This window comes from uncultured Gordonia sp., assembly GCF_937858515.1.
In the GTDB taxonomy this organism is placed as follows: domain Bacteria; phylum Actinomycetota; class Actinomycetes; order Mycobacteriales; family Mycobacteriaceae; genus Gordonia.
Genome location: NZ_CALLZT010000010.1, coordinates 1 through 22,858, shown reverse-complemented (window position 1 = coordinate 22,858; position 22,858 = coordinate 1). Strand labels below are relative to the sequence as shown.

At 66.8% G+C, this 22,858-nt stretch carries 12 protein-coding genes; 2 read left to right on the top strand and 10 right to left on the bottom strand.

Annotation, left to right across the window (positions count from 1 at the left end):
• The first annotated feature begins 64 nt into the window (after positions 1 to 64).
• Entirely contained in the window at positions 65 to 3,334 is a 3,270-nt protein-coding gene (locus Q0627_RS00840; RefSeq protein ID WP_291012902.1) for an arabinosyltransferase domain-containing protein, read from the top strand.
• Positions 3,327 to 6,692, top strand: coding sequence for an arabinosyltransferase domain-containing protein (locus tag Q0627_RS00835; RefSeq protein ID WP_291012837.1), 3,366 nt, complete (start codon positions 3,327 to 3,329; stop codon positions 6,690 to 6,692). Before Q0627_RS00840 ends, Q0627_RS00835 begins: the two co-directional genes overlap by 8 nt.
• Positions 6,693 to 6,750: 58 nt before the next feature.
• Here the strand turns inward: Q0627_RS00835 and Q0627_RS00830 are convergent, their stop codons facing one another.
• From Q0627_RS00830 to Q0627_RS00785, 10 genes are all read right to left on the bottom strand, one after another.
• Positions 6,751 to 7,242, bottom strand: coding sequence for an SRPBCC domain-containing protein (locus tag Q0627_RS00830; RefSeq protein ID WP_291012839.1), 492 nt, complete (start codon positions 7,240 to 7,242; stop codon positions 6,751 to 6,753).
• Positions 7,243 to 7,247: 5 nt separating this feature from the next.
• Positions 7,248 to 7,610, bottom strand: a complete 363-nt coding sequence (locus tag Q0627_RS00825) for a metalloregulator ArsR/SmtB family transcription factor (protein ID WP_291012841.1) — start codon at positions 7,608 to 7,610, stop codon at positions 7,248 to 7,250.
• A 98-nt stretch (positions 7,611 to 7,708) separates the two neighbouring features.
• Positions 7,709 to 8,974 carry an ATP-binding protein gene (locus Q0627_RS00820; protein WP_291012843.1) on the bottom strand — a complete coding sequence of 422 codons (1,266 nt, stop codon included), beginning with the start codon at positions 8,972 to 8,974 and terminating at the stop codon, positions 7,709 to 7,711.
• A gap of 419 nt (positions 8,975 to 9,393) precedes the next feature.
• Complete coding sequence (locus Q0627_RS00815) at positions 9,394 to 10,941, bottom strand: acyl-CoA carboxylase subunit beta (RefSeq protein ID WP_291012845.1); 1,548 nt, start codon at positions 10,939 to 10,941, stop codon at positions 9,394 to 9,396.
• A gap of 111 nt (positions 10,942 to 11,052) precedes the next feature.
• Positions 11,053 to 16,464 carry a polyketide synthase Pks13 gene (gene pks13 / locus Q0627_RS00810; RefSeq protein WP_298807176.1) on the bottom strand — a complete coding sequence of 1,804 codons (5,412 nt, stop codon included), beginning with the start codon at positions 16,462 to 16,464 and terminating at the stop codon, positions 11,053 to 11,055.
• 143 nt (positions 16,465 to 16,607) lie between these two features.
• Positions 16,608 to 18,509, bottom strand: coding sequence for a long-chain-fatty-acid--AMP ligase FadD32 (gene fadD32, locus Q0627_RS00805; protein ID WP_291012849.1), 1,902 nt, complete (start codon positions 18,507 to 18,509; stop codon positions 16,608 to 16,610).
• A 319-nt stretch (positions 18,510 to 18,828) separates the two neighbouring features.
• Entirely contained in the window at positions 18,829 to 19,824 is a 996-nt protein-coding gene (locus Q0627_RS00800; RefSeq protein WP_291012851.1) for an LLM class F420-dependent oxidoreductase, read from the bottom strand.
• A 217-nt stretch (positions 19,825 to 20,041) separates the two neighbouring features.
• A complete protein-coding gene (locus tag Q0627_RS00795; protein WP_291012853.1) occupies positions 20,042 to 21,028 on the bottom strand; it encodes a cutinase family protein in 987 nt (328 codons plus the stop codon).
• Positions 21,029 to 21,038: 10 nt separating this feature from the next.
• Entirely contained in the window at positions 21,039 to 21,773 is a 735-nt protein-coding gene (locus tag Q0627_RS00790; protein ID WP_324384795.1) for a DUF732 domain-containing protein, read from the bottom strand.
• Positions 21,774 to 22,019: 246 nt separating this feature from the next.
• Positions 22,020 to 22,858: alpha/beta hydrolase-fold protein (locus Q0627_RS00785; protein ID WP_298807172.1), on the bottom strand; the 839-nt coding region annotated here is incomplete at its 5' end.

Genomic DNA, 22,858 nt, shown 5'->3' with positions numbered 1-22,858 from the left:
GGAAGTGACCCCATCGGACGACGTTTCCGCAGGAAAATACGATGCTGACGGCGCTGCGACCGGTATGTCCCGATCCCAGCTCTACGCGCTGATTGCGACGATCGCGGGGCTGGTGGCGGTGGCCGCGGGGGTGTTGACGCCGCTGCTGCCGGTGTCGACGGTGACCGCAACCATCACCTGGCCGCAGGGGCAGCAGCTCTCGGGTGCCACGCCGTCGGTGACGTCGCCGCTGGTCGCCCAGACCGCCCGTGACCTCGACATTCGTATCCCGTGCAGGTTGCTTGCGCAGACCCCGGCCGACTCCTCGACCGTGGTGCTGGCGACGATGCCGCCGACCGCGCCGCGGGCCAAACCGCTCGGCCTGGTGGTGACAGCCGGTGCCGAACGGGTCGAGGTGTCGATCCGCAACCAGATCCCGGCCCGCGCCGCGCGCACCGACCTCGGCAAGTGCACCGAGTTGCAGATCTGGGCGAACTCGACCAACTCCGGCGCGCGATTCGTCGGGCTCACTCCCGTGGGACTGACCGACCCGGCGGCACAGCCGCAGGTCGCGGGCCTGTTCACCGCGCTCACCACCGCGCAGGTGACCGGCGCCCACGGCCTGGCGGTGCGGATCGTCGTCGACAACCGGTTCGACTCGTCGCCGTCGCTGATCAAGCTGCTGGTGATGATCATCGGTATCCTCGCGGCGATCGTCGCGCTGGTGGCCGTCTGGATGCTCGACCGCATCCACGGCTATCACCGCAGGTTCACGCGGTCGGTGAGCCGCACCCGTGCGCTGATCCCCACGCCGACCGATGGGGTGGTCGGCTTTGTGCTGGTGGCGTGGCATTTCCTCGGCGGCGGCACCGCCGACGACGGCTACATCCTGAACATGGGCCGCGACGCCCAGCACACCGGGGTGCTGGCCAACTACTACCGTTACTACGGCAGCCCCGAAGCACCGTTCGACTGGTACTACAGCTTCCTGTCGCACTGGTCACAGATCTCGACGGCCGGGGTGTGGATGCGGCTGCCCGCGCTGGCGGCCGGGTTGCTGAGCTGGCTGCTGCTGAGCCGGATCCTGCTGCCGCGCCTGGGCCGCACGGTCCGGCATTCGCGGTGGGCGATGCTCACCGGCGCCGCGGTGTTCCTGGCGTTCTGGCTGCCGATGTGTTCGGGTCTGCGCGCCGAACCGATCATCGTCGCCGGCACCCTGCTGACCTGGTGGGCCGTCGAGGTGAGCGTGGTGAGCAGGCGAGTACTGCCAGCGGCGCTGGCCGGACTGGCCGCCCTGGCAACACTGGCCGCCGCCCCGCAGGGCGTGATCGCGCTCGCACTGCTGTTCACCGGCGCCCGGCCGATGATCCGCACCCTGGTACGCAGGCGCGGCGAGGCGGGTCTGCTGCCGCTGGTCGCGCCGATGGCCGGCGCACTCGCCGCCGTCGTGATCATTGTGTTCCGCGACCAGACCCTGGCGACGGTGGCCGAGGCGGTGCGCATCAGATACGCCGTCGGCCCCACCCTGGCGTGGTATCAGGAACTGCTGCGCTACTACTTCCTGCTGGTGCCCTCGGCCGACGGCTCGCTGGTCCGCCGGGCACCGGTATTGCTGCTGATCACGGCGCTGCTGGTGATCCTCGCCATCATGTTGCGCCGCAAACGGATCACCGGCGTCGACTCGGCCGTCGTGTGGCGCCTGGTGGGGGCCACCCTCATCACGATCCTGCTGCTGTCGTTCGTCCCCACCAAGTGGACCATCCAGTTCGGGGTGTTCGCGGGCTTCGGCACCGCGCTGGCCGCGCTGGCCTGCGTGGCCGTCGAACAGGCCGCCCGCCGCACAGTGCGCAACTTCTCGCTGTTCGCCGCGGCGCTGCTGGTGGTGTGCGCAATCGTCGCCGCCGGCCGCAACGCGTGGCCGTGGCCGTGGTACTTCGGCATTCCCTGGTACGACAAGGCGCCCGTGCTGGCCGGCAAGCAGATCTCCACCGCCATCCTCGTGCTGGCCGCCGCCGCCCTGCTGATCGCCCTGTGGCAGCACCTGCGGATCGACTACGTCGACGACGCCGGCCTCGGTCACGACAAGGGTGCCGAGCCCGCCCGGTGGAAGGTCGCGGTCGCGTCGTCGCCGATCGCGGTGATCGCGGTCGTGGTGGTCCTGGCCCAGCTCGCGGTGTTCGCCAAGGCGGCCGTGGCCCGGGAGGACACGTTCAGCATCTTCGGCACCAATGTGTCGGCGCTGGCCGGCAACACGTGCGGTATGGCCGACGACGTGCTCGTCGAACCCGACCCCAACAAAGGCATGCTCACCCCCGTCGGCACTCGCGACGTGTCGGCGGCACTCAGCGGTGAAGGCGTGGGCGGCGAGTCCGTCGGTTTCGACCCGAACGGCGTCGCCGACGAACTGCACGCCAAGGGTGAGATCCAGCGTCAGGGCGCGATGCACGCCTCCGGCGACCTGACCACCGGCCTCGTCTCGTACGGTGTCAACCCCGGCACCACCGGCGGCACCGGACCGGTCGGCATCAACGGCAGCACCGCCAAACTGCCGTTCGGCCTCGATCCGTCGACCACCCCGGTCCTCGGGTCGGCCGACGCGACCGGCGCGGCACGCCTGACCACCGGCATGTACCGGCTGCCCAAGAACCGGTCCGCCGGCAACCCGCTCATCGTGATCTCGGCGGCCGGCGCCATCGCCACCCCCGACCGCGACGGCGTGGTCAGCAACGGCCAGTCGCTGACCGTCGAATTCGGTAAACCCGAGAACGGCAAGTTCGTGCAGGTCGGGCGGCCTGCTCCGCTGATCGACGTGATGCGCGCCAAAGGTCCGTGGCGTAACCTGCGGCTGCCGCTCGACCGGGTACCGCGCGGAGCGACGGTGCTGCGGCTGGTGGCCAAGGACAACAACCTCGACACCGCGCAATGGCTGGCGGTGACACCGCCGCGGCTCGCACAGCTCAAGACGCTGCACGAGGTGGTGGGCTCGGAAGATCCGGCGCTCATCGACTTCCCGGTCGGTGCGGTGTTCGCCTGCCAGCGGCCGATGTCCTCGAACGACGGGGTCAGCGAGATCCCCAAGTGGCGGATCCTGCCCGACACCACCACCGCCGGCCTGCAGTCGCGGACCTGGATGTCGGTCAACGGCGGCGGTCCGCTGGCCGTCGTCGAGACGCTGACCACGCCGACATCGCTGGCCACGTACCTGAACAACGACTGGTATCAGGACTGGGGCGATCTGCAGCGTCTCGACCCCCTCGACGACAGTGCCGTGCCCGCGAAGGTGAGCACGGGTACCGAGTCCACCTGGGGCTGGTCGCGGCCGGGAGCGATCCGGGTGGTAGCCGACGATGAGTGATTCGCGTGCCGATACCAGTGACGAGAGGACTTCGCCGGTGAGCGAGGAAACCACAGCAACCGGGGACCGCTGGGAGCGCCTGGCGCCCAGGGCCCGCATCGTCGCAGTCGTCGCCGGGATCGTGGGAGTGCTGGCGGCCGTGCTGAGCCCGATCCTCCCGGTCGACTACACCAAGGCCGAATTGTCTTGGCCGCAAAATGGCTCGGTGGAGAATGTGGCGGCGCCGACTGTGTCGTTCGTGCCGGTGTCGATGACCCTTTCGGTACCGTGCGCGCTCGGTGCCGAACTGCCCGCAGCGGGCGGGGTACTGCTGTCGACGGTCCCCGAGGACGGCGAGGACGCCGCCAAGGTCGGCCTGTTCGTGCGCGCGACCGCCGACTCGCTCCAGGTCACCTCCCGCAACGTGGTGCTGCTGGATGTGCCACGCGCACAAGCACAATCGGCACCCGGCTGTGTGGTGAAGATCCGCGGCGGCGACGACGGCGTGCACGGCGCCATCGAGAACATGCCGCCCACCCCGAATCTCGGTACGGCCGAGGATGATTCGCCGTACAGCTTCGACATCGCCGAACCCAACAAACGGCCGCAGCTGATCGGCGTGTACACCTCGCTGCCCGCAGGCGTGTCGACCGAGGGGTTGTCGTTCCACGCGACGCTCGACACGCGGTTCATCTCCACCCCCACCTCGCTCAAGTTCTGGGTGCTGGCGCTGGGCATCGCCGCCACTATCGCGTCGATCCTGGCGCTGGCCGTACTCGACGCCCGCGACGGCCGCAGCTACCGATTCCGGCTGTCCGCGAGCAAGTGGCGGCCACGCTGGGTCGACGGCTTCGTCGCCGGAATCCTGCTCGTATGGCTGTTCGTCGGCGCCAACACCGCCGACGACGGCTACCAGGTGACGGTCGGCCGCGTCGCCAAGGACGCCGGTTACCTGGACAACTACTACCGGTACTTCAGCGCGCCGCAGGATCCGTTCGGCTGGCACTACCACTACCTGTCGATGTGGATGCAGGTCAGCACCGCGACGCCGTGGCTGCGGTTGCTGCCGTTCATCTTCGCGCTGGCGTCATGGTGGCTGATCTCGCGGTTCGCGATTCCGCGCCTGGGCCGGGGCGTGCGGCAGTCCACGCCCGCGCTGTGGGCGGCGGCGCTGGTGTTCCTGGCGGTGTGGATGCCGTACAACAACGGCCTGCGAGTAGAACCGCTGATCGCGCTCGGTGCGCTGTTCACCTGGGTGTGTGTGGAGCGGTCGATCGCCACCGGCCGGTTCCTGCCGCTGACCATCGGCATCATGGCGGCTGCGCTCACGCTCACCGCCCACCCGACGGGTGTGATGGCCGCGGTCGCGTTGCTCGCCGGGCTGCGTCCGCTGCTGCGCCGGTTCATGGCCCGGCGCCATCGCGACGGCATCCTGCCGATACTGATGCCGATCCTGGCTTCGGGGCTGGCGATCCTGTACCTGATCTTCGCCGATCAGGCACTCGCACCGATCCTCGAAGGTGTGCGCGTCAACGGCGAGGTCGGACCCACCAACAAGTGGTGGGAAGAGCCGCTGCGCTACTACATGCTGATGAACCCGACCGCCGACGGTTCGATCGCCCGGCGATTCGGCATCCTGATCACGTTCGTCTGCGTGATGCTCGTGGTGATCATGCTGCTCAACCGCAAGCGGCTCACCGGGATCGCGACGGCGCCCACGTGGCGCCTGGTGGCGATGGCCCTTGGCTGCACGGCCCTGCTGGCGTTCCAGCCCACCAAGTGGACCCACCAGATGGGCATCTACGCGGCGATCGCAGGAGCGCTGGCGGCGGTCGCCACCACCTGCGCCGACCGCGCCATCATGCGCCGACGGCGCAACCGGACCCTGTTCGCGGCAGCCTGCACCTATGTTCTGGCCGTGGCATTCGCCGGCCGCAACCAGTGGTGGTACGTCGGCAACTACGGCATGCCGTGGCGCGACAGCACCCCGGAGATCAAGGGCATCACATTCTCGTCGGTGTTCCTGGCCTGCGCGGTGGCCTTGACGATTCTCGGTGTGTGGCAACACTTCCGGGACGACTACGTGCCCGACGACCGGCGCCAGGGCGTGCCCGCGGGGATCTTCTCCCGGCTGCGCAGCCCGTCGCTGATCGTCGTGTCCGCGGTGATGCTGCTGTTCACCCTCGTCAGCTTTGCCAAAGCCGATATGACCCAGCGTCATTCGTGGTCGTGGGGCAAATCCAACGTGGACGCGTTACGGGGTAAACCGTGTGCACTCGGCGAGGCCGTGCTGGTGGAGGCCGACCCCAACGACGGCCTGCTGACGCCGGCAAACGTTGCCGGACAACGTAATCTGACACCCGGAGCGGCGCTGGCCGGTAAGGGGATGACCGGATTCGACCCGAACGGGGTCGGTACCGATCTGGCGGCCGACGCATCCGAGGAAGCCCAGAACGAGGTGGACCGGTCCGATGCCGATCCCACCACCGACTCGACGGGAACCGAGGATGCAGGCGGCGACGACTCGACCGCAGGTGGCACCGGAGAACAGCTGGGCGTCAACGGTTCCCGGCAGAAGCTGCCGTTCGGGCTCTCTCCCCGCAAGACCCCGATCCTCGGTACATACGGAAGCCCCGGCGGCACAGGACATCTCGTGTCCGCGTGGTACCAGATGCCGAAGCGTTCCGCCGATCGTCCGCTGATCACGATGTCGGTGGCCGGGCAGGTCGAGTACATCGACGACCTGTCGGTCACCCACAAGGGACAGACGGTGCGCGTGGAGTACGGCCGGGTGGAGGCCGACGGTTCGGTGACCCCGGTGGGTCAGCGGGTGCCGATGGACACCGACCACGCCCCCGAGTGGCGCAACCTGCGGTTCCCGCTCGATCAGGCGCCGCCGCGGGCCACCGTGGTACGCGTTGTCGCCGAAGACACTTCGTCGGTCCCCGACCAGTGGCTGGCGATCACCTCGCCGCGCATGTCGAAGCTGACGGTACTGACCGAGTTGGTCGGCGAGGAGGATCCCGTGCTGCTGGACTGGTCGGTGGCGCTGGCGTTCCCGTGCCAGCGACCCGCCCGCGCCCGGTACGGCGTCCTGGAAACACCGTTGTGGCGTATCGCCCCCGACCGGATCGGCGAGGAGATCAACTCCCAGCGCTGGATGGCCGGCGACTACGGCGGACCGCTCGGCATCATCGACAACGAACTGTCCTCGACAGTGCTGCCGTCGTACCTGCGTAACGACTGGGCCCGCGACTGGGGTGCCCTCATGCGCCTGGAACCGCTTGTGCCACAACGCACAGCCGACCTGGACATCAGCACTGACACCCACACCGGCCTGTGGTCGCCGGGTCCGATGCGAGCGGTCCGCAACAACTGACAGGAGCCGTCACCCCCACCACCGGTTGAGGATCCACCTCAACCGGTGGTGGGCCAGTTCAGCTTGCAAGCAACTCGTCGATCTGGTTGATCGCGGCCGAGGCGCCCTCGATGACGCCCATGTCGAGGACCTGCTGGAGGGCTTCTGCGGTCTCGTAGACGCTGGTGAACACGGCGGTGGTGGTACCGTCACCCTCGGTGAACTTGTAGTCGTTGAACGAAACAGGCATCGAGTCAACGGGTTTGAGATCGTTCGCGGCGTCGGCGAAGCCGTCCTTGAAGGTGAACCCGTTGGGCTTGTCGACGGTGATCATCTCCCACCAGCCGCCGAACTTCTCCCCCTCGGGGCTGGTCATGTAGTAGGTGACCTTGCCGCCGGGCACGAAGTCGTGCTCGACGAAGGTGGCCGGGTAAGTCGGTGGGCCCCAGATCTTTTCGAGCTGACGCGGGTTGGCGTACACCTCCCAAACGCGGTCGCGGGACGCTGCGAACTCGGCGGTGATAACGATGGTGCGGGTGTCGATGTCGTGGGTGACATTGGTGACGGGCATGGCGGCTACACCTCTGATTGTGGTGACGGGGATGGTGGTGACGGGTCTGCGAACAGGAGGTCGTCGATACGTGCGATCCTGCCGCGCCAGACCTGTTCAAGGTCGGCGAGCATGTTCGACACCGCGCGTACCGCTTCGACGTCGCCGGAAGCGAGTTGCTCACGGCCACTGCGTCTTTTGGTGATCAGACCAGCCCGTTCAAGCACGGCGACGTGTTTTTGTACCGCGGCGAAGCTCATGTCGTAGTTCGCCGCGAGCGCCGATACCGAATGCTCCCCGGTCAGCACCCGCCGCAGGATGTCCCTGCGGGTGCGATCGGACAGCGCGTGGAACAGGGCATCGGCCCTGTCCTCGTCGGTCTCGGCCACGACTCCAATATACAACCAAACGGTTGTACGTTGTCAAGAGCGGCCTCCATCTTGTTCGGCCTGTAGGTGGCGTTGGGTAGCGGTAGCCGGTGGCCCGCTCACTGTTGCCACAGGCGGGCGATGGGTAGGACGTGGATGCGGTCTTCGTGTGTGTAGCTGTGGTTTCCGGTGTAGAAGACGATTCCTGCGACCATGGAATCGCCCAGGTGGTCTCGCAGGGCTCGCAGGCCGGTGAAGTCTCGTCCTGTGGTTCGGCCCGCCGCTTTGATTTCGAACGCGAGTACGCGGCCGTTGTCGTCCTCGATGACCAGATCGACCTCTATCCCGTCGCGTGTTCGCCAGTGGCCGGCGGCTGCGATCCCGTCCGTCCACGTGGCTTGGGCTAGGAGTTCACCGATGACGAATGTCTCCAACAGGTGCCCGAACTGCGTCAGGACCGACGGGTCTCGCACAGCGAGCTTGCCCGATGAGAGCCTGGTGAGGCGAGCCGCGATTCCTGAGTCGACTACATGGACCTTGGGTCTGGCGGTCGTCCGTTTGGTCAACGTCCGATCCCAGGGTGGCAGCATCCGAACGACGAATACGGCTTCAAGGAGGCGTACGTAGTCTCGGATGGTCTTCTCTCCGACGCCGAGTCCTTCAGCGAGCTGGGCAGTGTTGAAGACCTGCGCGGTCTGGCCTGCGAGACGCTGAAGGAGTCCGGGCAGTATATGTGCCTGTCGAATACGTGAGAGTTCCTGCACGTCGCGTTCAAGAGTGAGCCGAACCCAATCGTCGATCCACCGTGAGCGGGCCGATTCGCTTCGCGCTGCAAGCTCAAGCGGAAAGCCACCTCGTACAACGCGGCTGATGTACTCGTCCCTGGTCGTCGCCGAGTCCGTTGCACGAGCCGATGCGTCGGGTTCGTGAAAGAGACTCTCGATCAGGCCGCTGCCCGCGTGTTCGATCTCGTTCTGAGACAGAGGAAGAACCTGTAATCGCTGTAGACGGCCAGTAAGCGCCTGTGCTGCACGAGGCAACGATTCGTGGCGGGCAGACCCGGTAAGAACGAACTGGCCAGGCCTGCTCGATCTGTTGAGTCTGGCCTTGATCGCATCGAGCACCACCGGCACGTGCTGGTACTCGTCGATAAGTACCGGACCGGGTCCGCCGATCATCATCGCCGGGTCGCTGGCTACAGCCGCGCGTGTATCGAGGTCATCAAGGTCCAGGATGTTGCCGCCGAGCCGGTCGGCCAACGTTCGCAGGAGTGTCGATTTTCCGACAGTTCGCGGCCCCTCTAGGAGGACGACCGGACTCTCCGCGCACCGTTCTGCGGCGATCGGCAGAATTCGTCGTTGAACCAGGTCACGCTCGTCAGACATACAGCGACCGTACCTGAACTACAGAACTGCCAGCCTACGAACTACAGAACTGCCAGGCCTTGAGTTACAGAACTGCCGCCCTGATAAGTACAAAACAGCCGTCATCCGCGTTGCCGAGGTGGCGGCACTCGACGCTACCACCGCCCCCTCCAGTACCCGAGAGTATCGGTCGGGGTGTCGTCGGGTGCGTATGACCACCGGCTATTGCTCGGCCTGCGTCAGGTCGGTGTTGTCTACGCTGCCGGGCAGAACGTGCACCGGATGCGCAACGAAGCCACCTTCGCCAAACTCTGCGCAGTGGCACCTCGCTCCTCCGTCGCTTCGGCCTCAGGGATCAAGATGGTGGGCGGGGTTCGAGACGGGTGAAAACGTTGTCGGCTCACCAGGTTTCGAAAGGGGCCAAATCAGGCCCGACCAAATCAGATGGGCATGAGGAGGTGTTTGCGTTCGATGAGGCGGTGTTCCTTGTCGCGGAGCTGAGCCAGGGCCTTGCGGAGTTCGAGGCGGGTCTGGCTGGGTTCGATGACGGCGTCGATGTAGCCGCGTTCGGCTGCCTGGTAGGGCGTGGCCATCGTCATGTTGTAGAAGTCGATGAAGTCGCGGCGGACGCGGTCGGCGTCGGCCGCGGACATGTTCTCGGTCTGCCGACGGGTGAGGATGGCGGCGGCCGACTCGGCTCCCATGACCGCGATCTTGCCGGTGGGCCAGGCGAAGTTGATGTCGGTGTGCAGGTGTTTGGAGCCCATGACGGCGTAGGCGCCGCCGTACGCCTTGCGCAGGATGACCGTCACCTTGGGTACCGAGGCTTCCAGGGTGGCGTATCCGAGGCGTCCGGAGCGCCGGATGGTGCCCTTTTGTTCTTCGGCGAGGCCGGGCAGCACACCGGGGGTGTCGACGAGGAAGACGAGCGGGATGTTGTAGGCGTCGCACAGCCGGATGAAGCGGGTGGCCTTCTCGGAGCTGTCGGTGTCGAGGACACCGCCCATGACGGCGGGCTGGTTGGCCACGATGCCCACGGATCGGCCGTCGACGCGGGAGAAGCCGGTGATCATGTTGGGGGCGTACAACTCGCCGATCTCGTGGAACGCACCGTCGTCGAAGACCCGCATGATGATCTCGCGAACATCGTAGGGCGCGTTGTCGCTGTCGGGCATGTAGGTGTTCAGCGACAGATCCGATTCGGTGATCTCCGGTTCGAGACCGGGATTGATGATCGGCGGCGCTTCGTGAGCGCTCGACGGCATGTAGTCGAGGTAGTCACGGACCCATTCGAAGACGGACTTCTCGTCGGGTGCGACGTGGTGCAGGTTGCCCCAGCGCGCCTGGTTGTGGGCACTGCCGAGATCCTCGGGCGAGACGTCCTCGCCGGAGACCTGCTTGATGACGTCGGGCCCGGTGAGGAACATGTAGCTGTTGTTCTCGACGCCGACGAGGACGTCGGTGTTTGTGGGGCAGTACACCGCACCGCCGGCGCATTTGCCGAGGATCACCGACACCTGGGGGGTCAGGCCGGACAGCAGTTCACCGTGCTGGGCCATCTCGCCGTACCAGGCGAGGGAGACCACGGCGTCCTGGATGCGGGCGCCGCCGGAGTCGTTGATGCCGACGATAGGGCAGCCGAGTTTGCCGGCCCATTCCATTAGGTAGCAGACCTTGCGGCCGAACATCTCACCGACCGAGCCGCCGTAGACCGTCTGGTCGTGGGAGAACGCGGCGACGGGCCGGCCGTTGACGAGTCCGTGACCGGTGACGACGCCGTCGCCGTAGCCCGATTCGGCCGCGCCCGGAGCCTTGACCAGCGCACCGAACTCGACGAAGGTGCCGGGGTCGAAGAGCATGTCGAGGCGCTCACGCGGCGACGGAATACCCTTCTTGGCGCGTTTGGCGACGGCCTTGGCACCACCCGGCTCCCGGGCCGTTTCCAGCTTGGCCCGCAGGTCGGCCAGCTTCTCGGCTGTCGTGTTCATTCGCACTCCGCTTCCTTGCGCCCGGCGACGCGGTTGTCGGGCCCTGTCGTGATCGGCCACTGTGGTGCCCATTCGGCGGGGGACGCCGCCTCGGACGTCCCCCTTCTCTCTTTAGTTTTTACCAAGTCCGTTCAGGCGTGCGGTCAGGTCCGCCCCGATCGACGAGATGTACGGTTCGTCGACCATCGACAGGTGGTCGCCGCCGATGTGCACGATCTCCAGGTCGGAGACGATCGGACCCCAGCCGCCGTCGGGATCGATCTTGGCCCATTGTGGGTCGAGTTCGATGGCCCCGTCGTGCATGCGGTCGGCCCGATACAGCACCACCTTGCCGTCGAACGCGGTCGGCTCGATGTTGGTGAGGGCGCGATTGTCGATGAACGAGGTGCGCTGGTGTTCGATGATGCCGCCGGGGATCTTGGCCCCCGACATCGACACCATTTCCATGATGATGCGGAACTGGCCCTCGTCGTCGGCCTCGACGAGCCGGTCCAGCGGGATCGGCACGTCCGGGTCGAGGTCGTAGGTCTTGACCGCGAAGTCCTTCCAGCGTTGTAGCCGGGCACGTTTGGTGTCGGGGGTCTCGATCTCGCGTTCGGCCGGCATCACCGTGTCGATGAGGCCCACGAACGCGACCTGCTCACCCTCCTGAAGCATCAGCTGCGCCGCACCGTAGGCCAGGCCACCGCCGAGCGACCAGCCGACGAACACGTACGGGCCGTGCGGCTGCACCTCGCGGATTCGCGGAAGATATTGGCGCACACGCTCTTCCAGTGAACCTTCGACGCGGTCGAAGCCGATGACCGGCTGATCGGCGGGCAAGCGCTTGAGCAAGGTCTCGTAGGCGGAGGTGTTGCCACCGGCGGGATGGAACAACAGCACCGGAACCCGATCTCCGGCTGTGGTGTCGTAGGACTTCTTGCCGTCCGGCACCAGCCGCAGGTAACGCACGAATCCGTCGACATCGGCTGCGGCGTCGAGGTATTCGCGGACGTAATTCGACATCTCCTCGATGGTCTCGGAGTCGAGGATGTCCTCAATGTCGATGTCGCCGCCGGTGCGTTCGTTGAGGCGATCGGTGAGTGCCTGCGCGGCGTCCTCATCGAGGACGGGCAGCTTATTGAAGATGCCGCCCGCGGAGCGCTTGGTGACCACGGCGTAGACGCCGAAGGTGAGACGTTCGGCGGCGTCGCGGGGTGGGACGTCCGATCCTGCTGCGGCGGCTGCGGCTTCCTGGGAGGAGATACTTTCGGCGGCAGGGGTTTTCGGGGTTTCCGGGACACTGTCGGCTTGCGGGGTCTCGAGGCTCGTCGCTTGTGCTCCTCGCTCCTCAACCGTCGGAGGGGTGGGCTCCTCAACCGGCGAGGGAGTGGGCTCCGTAGCCGACGCCGGTGAGGGGGTCTCGACCGGTGTGGGAGCGGCGGCGTCCTTGGCGAGTTGCTCGTCGATGTAGGCGTTGATGGCCTCGGTGTTGAGTTCGCCTCCGGCGGCGGCGTTTTCGGCGAGGTTGTCGAGCTGATCGCGGTGGGTGACCGCGAACGCGGTGAACTTCTCGACGTCGGCCAGACATGCCGAACGCATCGCCTGCAATTGAAGCTGCGGGATGTCGAACTCGTACTCGACGCGGTTCTTGATGCGTACCGCCATCAGCGAATCGAGGCCCAGGTCGATCAGCGGAACCTCGAACGGCAGGTCCTGCGGGTCGTAGCCCATCGACTCACCGACGATGGTGGCGAGCCGATCATGTACGGACTCACCCGATTCCGCTGTCCACCGGTCGCCCGCGTTCTCGATGATCTCCTCTTCGACGACGAGGGTGTTGTCGGCGAACACTGCGGCCGGCGAGGACTCCGGATCCACCGGCGCCTGCACCGGTGCCGCTCCAGCGGTGACCGCAGCCTCGAACAGGAGCCGGAAGTTCTTGCCGTCCTGGGCGTACAGGGCCACCGATGCGCCGCCGGGGTGGGGGCTGAGGGTGGTGGTGACGGTGCCCGACGCGGGAATCGGTGCGTGGGTTTCGACGGCTCCGACGGCGACGTCGGCCAGGACCTGTCCGGCGGCCGCGGCGACGAGGGCCCGCGGGTCGGTCACCACCGAGGCGTTGACCTCCCAGGCGTGCCGACCGTCGGGCAGAGCCACGTGCGCGCCCGGCACCGCACCGCTGCCGCTCGCCGAATAGCTTGCGGTGAGCCAGAATTGCTTGCGCTCGAACCGGGTGCGCGGCACGTCTGCGTAGCCACGGTCGGCGCCGTCGACGCCGAACAGCGACGCCACGTTCACGGGATGACCATGCACGTACAGCTTCATCAGCGCGTTGATGAGGCCGAAGCTCTCGTCCTCCTTGCGACGCAGCGTCTCGATGAGTTCGGCGTTCTGGATACCCGCACCGAACGTGGTACCCGCGACGGAGATGAGCACAGCCGGATTCGGGGACAGCTCGATGAACGTACGGTGGCCCACCTCAACGGTTTTCGCGACCGCCTGAGCAAACCACACCGAATAACGCAGACCCTTGAGGAAGTATTCGACCTCGTGGATCGCCTTGCCGCCCGGACGGTAGAACTCCTCCCGGTCGATGGAGCTGTAGATGCCGTATTCCAAAGGCAGCGGGTGGATTCCGGCGATCTCGTAGGCCAGTTCGCCGAGGATCGGCTCGACCTGCGAGGTGTGGCTGGCGCCCTTGGTCTGCAGCTTGCGGCCGATCTTGCCCTCGGCCTCGGCGCGCGCGACGATCGCGTCGACCTGCTCCGGCGGACCGCCGATCACCGTGTGCGTGGGTGCGGCGTACACGCAGATCTCCAGATCCGGGTAGTCCACCAGCACGCTCTTGATGTCGTCGGCCGAGTATTCGACCAGCGCCATGAAGCGGACCTCGTCCTCGGTCAGCGCCGCCTCGCCCTCGGCCATCAGCCGCGAACGATGGCAGATCACCCGGGTCGCGTCCTCCAGCGAGAGTCCGCCCGAAATGTAGGCGGCCGACGCCTCACCCATCGAATGCGGCACCAGCACACCGGGTTCGGCGCCGAAATGCCGCAGCGTGTCGGCGAGGGCCACCTGGATGGCGTAGATGGCGACCTGCGCCGACTCACTGCCGTAGGCCTCGGCGTCGTCGAGCACCAGATCGGCGATCTTGTAGCCGAGTTCGTTGTCGATGAACTCGTCGACGCGGTTGAGATACTTGGCGAACACCGGGTTCTCGGTGTAGATCTGCTTGGCCATCTTGCGGTGCTGCGAACCGTAACCGGACAGCAACCACACCGCCGACGCCGCGTCGGGGGCATCGGCCGAATACACGAGCGGGTTGGACTTGCCGTCGGCGATCGCGCGCAGGCCCTTGATCGCATCCTCGTGGGACCGGGCCATCACCACCGCGCGGGAACGGCCGTGGTTGCGGGAGGCCAGGGTGCGGCCGACGCTGACGAGCGAAGCCGACTGTCCCGCTTCGGTTTCCAGCCAGTCGGCGATGTCGGCGGCGCTCTTGCGGCGGCGGGACGGGAGGAAGCCCGAGACCACCAGCGGGACAACGGATCCCTCGGCGGCGCAGGGGGCGAAGCCTTCGGCGGGGTCCTTTTCGGTTGCGGTGGTGTCGGTTTCGGACTTGCGGGCCTGGGCGGCGAGGATCGCGCGTTCGGCTTCGGTCAGGTATTCGTCGTCGTCATCGGTGTCGTCGGCCATGGTGGCGTCAGGCAGGTCGGTCGCCGGACCCTTCGAGACGCGGTCGGCTCCTTCGTCGCGCGACTGCTCCTCAGGGATCAAAAGGCCGGCCCCGGCGGCTCCTTCGTCGCGCGACGGCTCCTCAGGCTTCAAGAGGAGGTCGGTGGGGAGGGGTTCGCGGACGACGATGTGGGCGTTGGTGCCGCCGAAACCGAAACCGGAGATGCCGGCGACGGCGTGACCGCTGTAGCGCGGCCATTCGGTGGCCTCGGTGGTGACCTGCAGGCTGTTGGCGGCGAACTGGATGTACGGGTTCGGTTCGGTGAAGTTGAGGGAGGCCGGGATCTCGCCGTGCTGCATCGACAGCACCACCTTGGCGAGCGCGCCGGCGCCGGCCGCGGACTCCATGTGGCCGTAGTTGGTCTTGACCGAACCCATCAGCAGCGGTTTGCCGGGCAGCCGGCCGCGGCCCACGACGCGGCCGAGGGCGTCGGCCTCGATCGGGTCGCCGAGCACCGTACCGGTGCCGTGCGCCTCCACGTAGTCCACCGACGACGGGTCGAGCGCGGCGTCGGCGTAGGCCGCCCGCAGCACGTCGACCTGCGCCTCCGGGTTGGGGGCGGGCAGACCGTTGGAGCGGCCGTCGGAATTGACGGCCGAGCCGGTGATGACCGCGAGGATCGGGTCACCGTCGCGGCGGGCGTCGGCAACACGTTTGAGGACGAACACGCCGCCGCCCTCGGCGCGACCGATGCCGTCGGCATCGGCGGAGAAGGTCTTGATCTTGCCGTTGGCGGCGATCATGCCGATGCTGTCGAAGCCCAGGCTCGCGGCCGGAGTGAGGATCATGTTGACGCCACCGGCCAGCGCGATCGTCGACTCGCCGTTGCGCAGGCTGCGCACCGCCTGATGTACCGCCACCAGCGACGACGAGCACGCCGTATCGAGCGCGACCGACGGCCCGCGGAAGTCGAAGTAGTAGGAGACGCGGTTGGCGATGATCGATGTCGAGGTGCCGGTCAGCGCGTATGCGGCGGTGTCGGAGGCACCGTCACCGAGGCCCATCGTGGCGAGCATCTGATAGTCGTTGGTGGAGGTGCCCAGGAAGACGCCGACGTCGGTGCCCTTGAGGTCGCTGGCAGGGATGTGCGCGTGTTCGAGCGCCTCCCAGCTCAACTCCAGTGCCAGCCGCTGCTGCGGGTCGACCATCTCGACCTCGCGCGGGCTCATCTGGAAGAAGTCGGCGTCGAACGCCTTCACGTCGTCGAGGTAGCCGCCCTGTACGTTGGCCTCGGCGATGATCTTGGCCAGCTTCGGGTCCTGCTTGAACTCGGCCCAGCGGTCCTCGGGCAGATCGGTGATGCCCGACCTGCCTGCGGCGAGTGCCTCCCACGTGGACTCGGGGGTGTGGCCCGCGCCCGGAAAGCGGGTGGCGAAACCGACGATCGCGATGTCGTCGGCAGCGTCACGCTCACGCTCCCAGAACCGGTCGTCGTCGCCCTTGCCCTCGTCCGGATCGCCCTCGATGATGCGTTTGGCCAGCATCGCGATGGTCGGATGGTTGTAGGCGACGGTCGCGGTGAGCACCACGCCGGTGCGGTCCTCGATGTCGGCGGCCAGCGTCACCGCATCGCGCGAGGCCAGGCCGAACTCGTCCATCGGCCGATCGTCGCCGATCTGGTCGGCGGGCAGCCCGGTGGCCTTCGACACCCAGCTGCGCAGCCAGTCGCGCAGCTCGGCGACCGTCATCCCCCCGGCGGTCTCGGTGTCATGAGTTTCTGGGTCATGAGTTTCGGGGTCATGAGTGCCGGGGTCGGCCTGGGCGTCTTCGGAGGGGTTTACCGGCTGGTCGGTATTCAGTTCAGACATCGCTTCCAGACTACTGTTCGGGGCCCCCGCGACGACCGGCAAGGCGCGACCGCCTCACATACCGGCACATCGTCGGGCGACGAAGTGCCGGAAGCGGGTGAAGGACATGACGTGATCGGCATGGGTGCGTTGCGCCCCGAACGTCATTCGAGGGCGTCGGGGAAAGCGGTCTGCTGGTAGCCGCCGCGCAGGGTGCCGTCGATGTACGCCGCACGCGAGGCCCGGCGGGCGATCTTGCCGCTGGAGGTACGCGGAATCGAACCGGCCGGAACCAGCAGCACGTCGCGGACCATCACGCCGTGCCGGGAGGCGACCGCGGCGCGGACCGTGTCGGCGACGTCCTGCGGATCGGTCCGTTTACCAGGCCCGCGTTCGGCGACGATCACCAGTTGCTCCGACGCGTCGTCAGGATCGTAGGTCAGGCCGCTCGCCGCGAACTCGAATACCTCGGTCGGCAACTGGTTGACGGGTACGGCGAACGCCGAGACGAACCCCGGACGCAGCGCGGTACTGGTTTCCTGCGCGGTGAACTCCAGGTCCTGCGGGTAATGGTTGCGGCCGTCGACGATCACCAGGTCCTTGACACGGCCGGTGATGTACAGCTCGCCGTCGACCCACACGCCGTAGTCACCGGTACGCATCCACTTGGCGTCGTCGGGGACGCCGTCGGCATGGCTGCCCTCGGCGAGCCGGGTGACCAGGCGGTTGTCGAAGGTTTCGCGGGTCTCGTCGTCCTTACCCCAGTAGCCGGCGCCGATGTTGGCGCCGTGCAGCCAGATCTCGCCGATCTGCGCGTCGGGGAGTTCGGTCGCGGTGTCGGCGTCGACGATGGTGGCCCACTGATCCCGGGCGACCTGACCGCACGAGACCTGGGTGACCGCACCCGGTGCGTCGGCGTCGACGAACGCGAAGCGTCCCGCGTTGAGTTCCTCGCGGTCGACGTGGACGACCTTGGCCTCGTTCTCGCGCTTGGTGGCCGACACGAAGAGAGTGGCCTCGGCCATGCCGTAGCACGGCTTGATGGCCGTCTTGGACAGCCCGTACGGCTCGAACGCGTCGTTGAACTTCCTCATCGAACTGACGGTGACCGGCTCCGAGCCGTTGATCAGGCCGATGACGTTGGACAGGTCCAGCTCTTCACCAGGACGTGGCAGGCCGCGCAGCGCGGCGTGCTCGAAGGCGAAGTTGGGCGCGGCGGCGTAGGTCTCGGCGCCGTCGGCGGAGGCGAGTTCCTTGATCCAGCGGCCGGGGCGGCGGATGAACGCCTGCGGGCTCATGATGGTGATGTAGCTGCCGCCGAGCGCGGGCAGGATGACCGTGAGCAGGCCCATGTCGTGGAACAGCGGCAGCCAGGTGACCCCACGTGCGGACTTGTTGATCTCGATGGTGTCGCAGATCTGCAGCACGTTGGTGGCCACGGCCCGGTGGGTGATCTCGACGCCCGCGGGGGTGCGGGTGGAGCCGGACGTGTATTGCAGGTAGGCGATGGTGTCGAGGTTGTGTTCGGGGCCGACGACCGGCGGGGTCCAGCCCGAGCCGACCGAATCCGGGACCGCGTCGACCGCGATCACCCTGGGGCGCTGCTTGGCAGGCAGGGGGGCGAAGTAGTCGCGCACCGCCTCCGCCGCCTTGGTGGAGGTGAGGATCGCGGCGGGCGTACAGTCGGCGAGCACCGCCTCGAGCCGGTCGGTGTGGCCGGGCTCGTCGGGCGAGAACAGCGGCACGGCCACATTGCCTGCGTAGAGGGCGGCGAAGAAGCCGATCACGTACTCGAGCCCCTGCGGGGCGAGGATCGCGACCCGGTCGCCGCGCGCGGTGACCTGCTGCAGGCGGGCGGCCACGGCACGCAGTCGTTTACCGAACTGGGCCCAGGTCAGGTCCTGCGGTTCGCCGTCACGTTCCCGGCTGTAGTCGATGAACCTGTACGCCAGCGTGTCAGCCTGCTCGCGTACGTTGCGTTCGACATAGGCGACGAGCGTCACATTCTCCTGTAGCCGGAGATGTCCGTCCTCATCGACGAACTCCGAGAGTTCGGTGTTCAGCATCACTTCTCCTGTGGTCCCGGTGGACCTGTTGTCTCCACCCCGTATGCCGTGCCACCGGTCCCCGCACCGGCGTTGGCACGACCCTGCATTTCCCTACACCACCGGTTTCCCTGTGCCCCCACCAATTGCGACCTGGTAGTGACGCAACCGTAGCGCAAACGTTATCTCAGTGGAAACGGACTCCGTATCATCAATTGCCAGTTCAGCGGCCTGAACCGGCGTTCTTGCCGGGGCCAGGTCGTATTTCGTCAAAGCTGCCACAGAGGTTACTCGCGACAGTCGGACATCGTACTTGAGTCCGCTCAATATCCGGGAACGCTCATTCGCCCTTCAGCAACGCCAGCACCGGCGCGAACGCGTCGAGTTGCGTGGGGAACACACCGACGTACGACATCGTCGTGCGTCGACGCACCTCACGGATCTGGTCGGCGATCTGCTCGAACGTCCCGAACGCCAGGTACGGCGACTGCAACACGTCCTCGACGGTCAGCTCGACGTCCTTGGCGATGTTCGGCGGGTAGCCCTGATCGATCGCCTGCAGGGCCATCTCGGCCGTCGCCTCCCGGTCGTCGGTGATCACGATGGTGGCGATCGTCCAGTTCAGCTCGATCTCGCTGAACCGGTCACCGGCGGCCTGCCTGATCCGGTCGACCCGTTCGAGCGTCTTCTCCATCGTCATGTCCGACAGCCGCAGCTTGCCCTCGGCAGTGGTGCCTGTGGCCACCGAGATGATGTTGGCGTGCTTGGCGGCCAGCGCCAGCATCCTGGGGCCGCCGCCGCCGACCGCGATCGGCGGACGCGGACCCTGGCGCGGGCGCGGAGTGCCCTGCAAACCGTTGATGGTGTAGAACTCGCCCTCGAAATCGACCGTCTGTCCGCGCATCAGGCCGTCGAGGATCGTCAGCGCCTCATCGAGCCGGCGGATGCGCACACCCGGCTTCTCGAACTCCAGACCGGCCTTGTCGAACTCCTCTTTCATCCAGCCCGCACCGATGCCCAGCTCGAGCCGCCCCTTGGACAGGACGTCGATGGTGTTGGCCTCCTTGGCCAGCAGCGCGGGGTGACGCCACCCGTTGGCCAGCACCGAGGTGCCCAGCCGGATCCGGTCGGTGGCCTGCGACAAAGCGCCGAGCGCGGCGAGCGGTCCGACCTGGTTGCCCAGGTGATCGGGCACCGCGAAGGTGTCGTAGCCGTACTCTTCGGCGGTCTGGGCGAGCTGGACGAACTTGCGCGCACCACCCTCCTCTTTGTTGCCCTCGCCGCCCGCGCCGAAGCGGAACTTGCGCAGGCCCTCAGGCGTGGTGACCTCGCTCAAGAGAACTCCTCTATTGTCTCCGTCATGTGTGGGCAGCCAGGTGGGGGCAACGACCACGGTGGTGGCCGCTTCCCGGTCTGCACGACGTGGCTATTTTTGCACGCGCCCGACGTGGCTCTGCCGGGAGTCACCTGTTTGGGGACGTTTCGGCGGCGCGTGGATCTCAGCCATTGTCACACGTGATCTTACTCACGAGTAAGGGAGATGTTGACGAGCACTAGTAGTGCTCGGGCACCGGAGCCTCATCGATGCGTTTGGCGGCCCAGCCGTACAGCCAGTCGGTGGCGCTCATGCCGCCGGCCGACCAGTACCTGGTGGTTCCGTACATCGCGTGGACCGGGCTGTTGAGCGCGCCCGAGAGCTGCGAGATCGCCTTGATCGGATTGGTGACCGTCGGTGCGTCGCAGATCATGTCACCTGACGCGCAGATCGAGTACACCCGGTCCCCGAGCTCCCCGAAACCCCCGCGACCACCGGTCATGGTGATGCCGGGGACGAGGCTGCCGAAACCGCTGAGCGACACCTCCGCACCGACACCGTCCGGGCTCGGGCCGACGTCGTGCTGCTTGCCGGACTCGCGCCGCCCGTCGGCGATGAGACCGACCCCGAGGACCAGATCCTGATCGGAGGCGGCGATCGGTCCACGACCCGCGGCAATGCTCTGGGCCAGGTCACCGACGATGACCGCACCCTGCGAGAAACCCATCAGCACGAAGCCGGTCAACGGACACTCGCGGTTGAGCTTGGCCATCTTGGCAGCGGCCCGCTGATACCCCTGCTTGCGTGAGTCGTTGTAGTCCATCTGCCGGTCGGCCAGATTGGTGGGATTCCGGAACTGCGCCGTGTACGGCACGGTGTACACGTCGGTGCGCGATTGCTCGAACTGCTTCTGCAGCGGTGCGGACACCTTCAGCAGCAGCGACCTCGGGTTGGCCGTCGGGTTGTGCGGATCGTCGTCGGCGGACGACTCCCAGGTGCCGGGGACCACGAGCGTCAGCACATCGGGACAGTCGGCCGGTTGCGCCGTCGGTCGCGGGGTGGACGGTGAACTGGGCGGATTCTCGGGTATCCAACCGGTTCCGGGTTTCAGCAGCATGACCACCAGGACGACGACGAGGGCAATCGCCACCACCGCGAGAAGTCCCAGGAACAGCAGAAACTTGGGCACTCGCCGCTTGGGCGGTGCCGCTTTCGAGCGGGCCATCGACGACTCGCTAACAGTATTCGGTGCGCGCGGCCCGGATCACCTTGTCGGCCTTGGCACTGGCCTCGGTGACGGAATTGGTGCCCGGCCCCACGGACGCGGTCACATACGCCTTGACGGTCACCGGATCGGTGCCCTTCTTCTTCTCGCTGCAGATGTACGCGCCCATGGTGAGAGCGACGTTGTTGTCGGTGTCACCCATGAACGTGACGTTCTGGCGTTTGAGGGCCCGCAGGTAGTTCTCCTGCTTCGGGGTGAGCTTGACGTTCTGGGGTGCGGCAACGCTCTCGGTGGCAGCGTCGTTCTGGGCAGGGGTGTTCCGGCTCCCGCCGTTCTGGGCTCCGCCGTTCTGGGCTCCCCCGTTCTGGGCTCCCCCGTTCCCGTTGTCCTGGCCACCGTTGTTGCGGACGCTGTTGCGCCGGGTGCTCGGCGCGTTGGTCACCTCGGTCGACTCGTCCGCACCGGCGGCTGTGGATTCGGCGCCCGTGCTCTCGGCGCCGGTCCCGTTGTCGTCGGGCTCCTCGGTGCGGGACTCGGAGCTGGAGATCTTGTCGACCGTCGTGCCGGCGGTGGCTCCCGACCTCATCGACGTGGTGGTGACCTGGTTATTGGTGAGCGGTGCCGAGGCCGTCGAATCATCCGAGCAGGCGGTCATGGCTCCGGCCACCAGTGCCGCACCGGCCGCCAGCATCGCCGACCGAATGATCGTCCTCGTCGTCGTCATCGCCACTTCCTCTTGTGTCACGCGTTTGCACCCCGCCAGAGGCCAGGCTACAACCGCGTGGCGACGATTCTTGCCGCCGGAACGCCCCACCAGCGGAAACACCGCAATTCCTCAGCGAAGATTTAGGCTTTTGGGCGCCTCACACCCAGACAAGCGCCTCTCCGGCGGGCCCTGATGAACCGGCCGGAGAGGCGCTTGCGTGTCGCTGTCCGAAGATCGCTGAGCTGAAGATCCCCTATCTGAAAGATCCCCTATCTGAAAGATCCCCTATCTGAATATCTTCGTCCCGTTCTTCGCATCCCAGGTGATTCTGCCGCGCTGGAACGTGTTGTAGCGGCCCTTGCGGTCGCGCGTGGAAAGTTCGTCACTGGTGGGCAGTCCGAGAGGACCGCCGGGACCGCCGGCGCCGGAGTAAGCGCCGCCGATCGCGCCGACCACGATCTTGGGACCCTTGGGTCCGGAGATGATCCGGCCGCCGAAGAAATCCTGGGCCCGGCCACCGGGCACCGCGTAGTCGGGTGTCAGGCAGTTCCCGAGAACCTTCTTGTGCTTGGCGGCGGCCTTCTTGAAGTTGCCGTAGACGGCGCAGTTGACCTTGTCACCGGCCAGGCCCAGCGCCGACGCCGCCTGCGGCCAGGCCTGCTGCATCTCGAACTGCCAGTACGGCCAGGTGTGGGTGCCCGACGGCCGGTACACCACACGTGCTGCGACGCCCTCCTCGGCGAGCTTGATGGCGAACTGCTGGCTGGTGACGCGGGAGAGCAGTTCGAGGCCGACACCGGCGTAGTTGGTGGCCAGCAGCGGAATGTCGGACGGTTGGTCGTGCGGACCGATGACACCGTTGCCCGACGAGATGTAGAGGCTGGTGCCCTGCAGCTTGTCAGCGAGCAGGTAGGGGTCATGTTCCTGCCAGGCCGGGTCGCTCGGCTTGCCGAACATCTTTTCCGAGTCGTAGCCGCCACCGTCATTCTGGGCGAACTGGATGGCCTGGGCCATGCCGGGCGAGGTGAACTGCAGAATGCCGGAGAACGACGCCGCGAACTTGTAGAAGCCGGGGATGCGCGCAGCGAGCATCATCGCCGCCGAACCACCCACCGCCACGCCCA

Excerpts from the sequence above, each read along its gene's own strand:
- Q0627_RS00840 (WP_291012902.1), top strand. The coding sequence starts at position 65 with ATGTCCCGATCCCAGCTCTACGCGCTGATTGCGACGATCGCGGGGCTG.
- Q0627_RS00835 (WP_291012837.1), top strand. The coding sequence starts at position 3,327 with ATGAGTGATTCGCGTGCCGATACCAGTGACGAGAGGACTTCGCCGGTG.
- Q0627_RS00830 (WP_291012839.1), bottom strand. The coding sequence starts at position 7,242 with ATGCCCGTCACCAATGTCACCCACGACATCGACACCCGCACCATCGTT.
- Q0627_RS00820 (WP_291012843.1), bottom strand. The coding sequence starts at position 8,974 with ATGTCTGACGAGCGTGACCTGGTTCAACGACGAATTCTGCCGATCGCC.
- Q0627_RS00815 (WP_291012845.1), bottom strand. The coding sequence starts at position 10,941 with ATGAACACGACAGCCGAGAAGCTGGCCGACCTGCGGGCCAAGCTGGAA.
- pks13 (WP_298807176.1), bottom strand. The coding sequence starts at position 16,464 with ATGTCTGAACTGAATACCGACCAGCCGGTAAACCCCTCCGAAGACGCC.
- fadD32 (WP_291012849.1), bottom strand. The coding sequence starts at position 18,509 with ATGCTGAACACCGAACTCTCGGAGTTCGTCGATGAGGACGGACATCTC.
- Q0627_RS00795 (WP_291012853.1), bottom strand. The coding sequence starts at position 21,028 with ATGGCCCGCTCGAAAGCGGCACCGCCCAAGCGGCGAGTGCCCAAGTTT.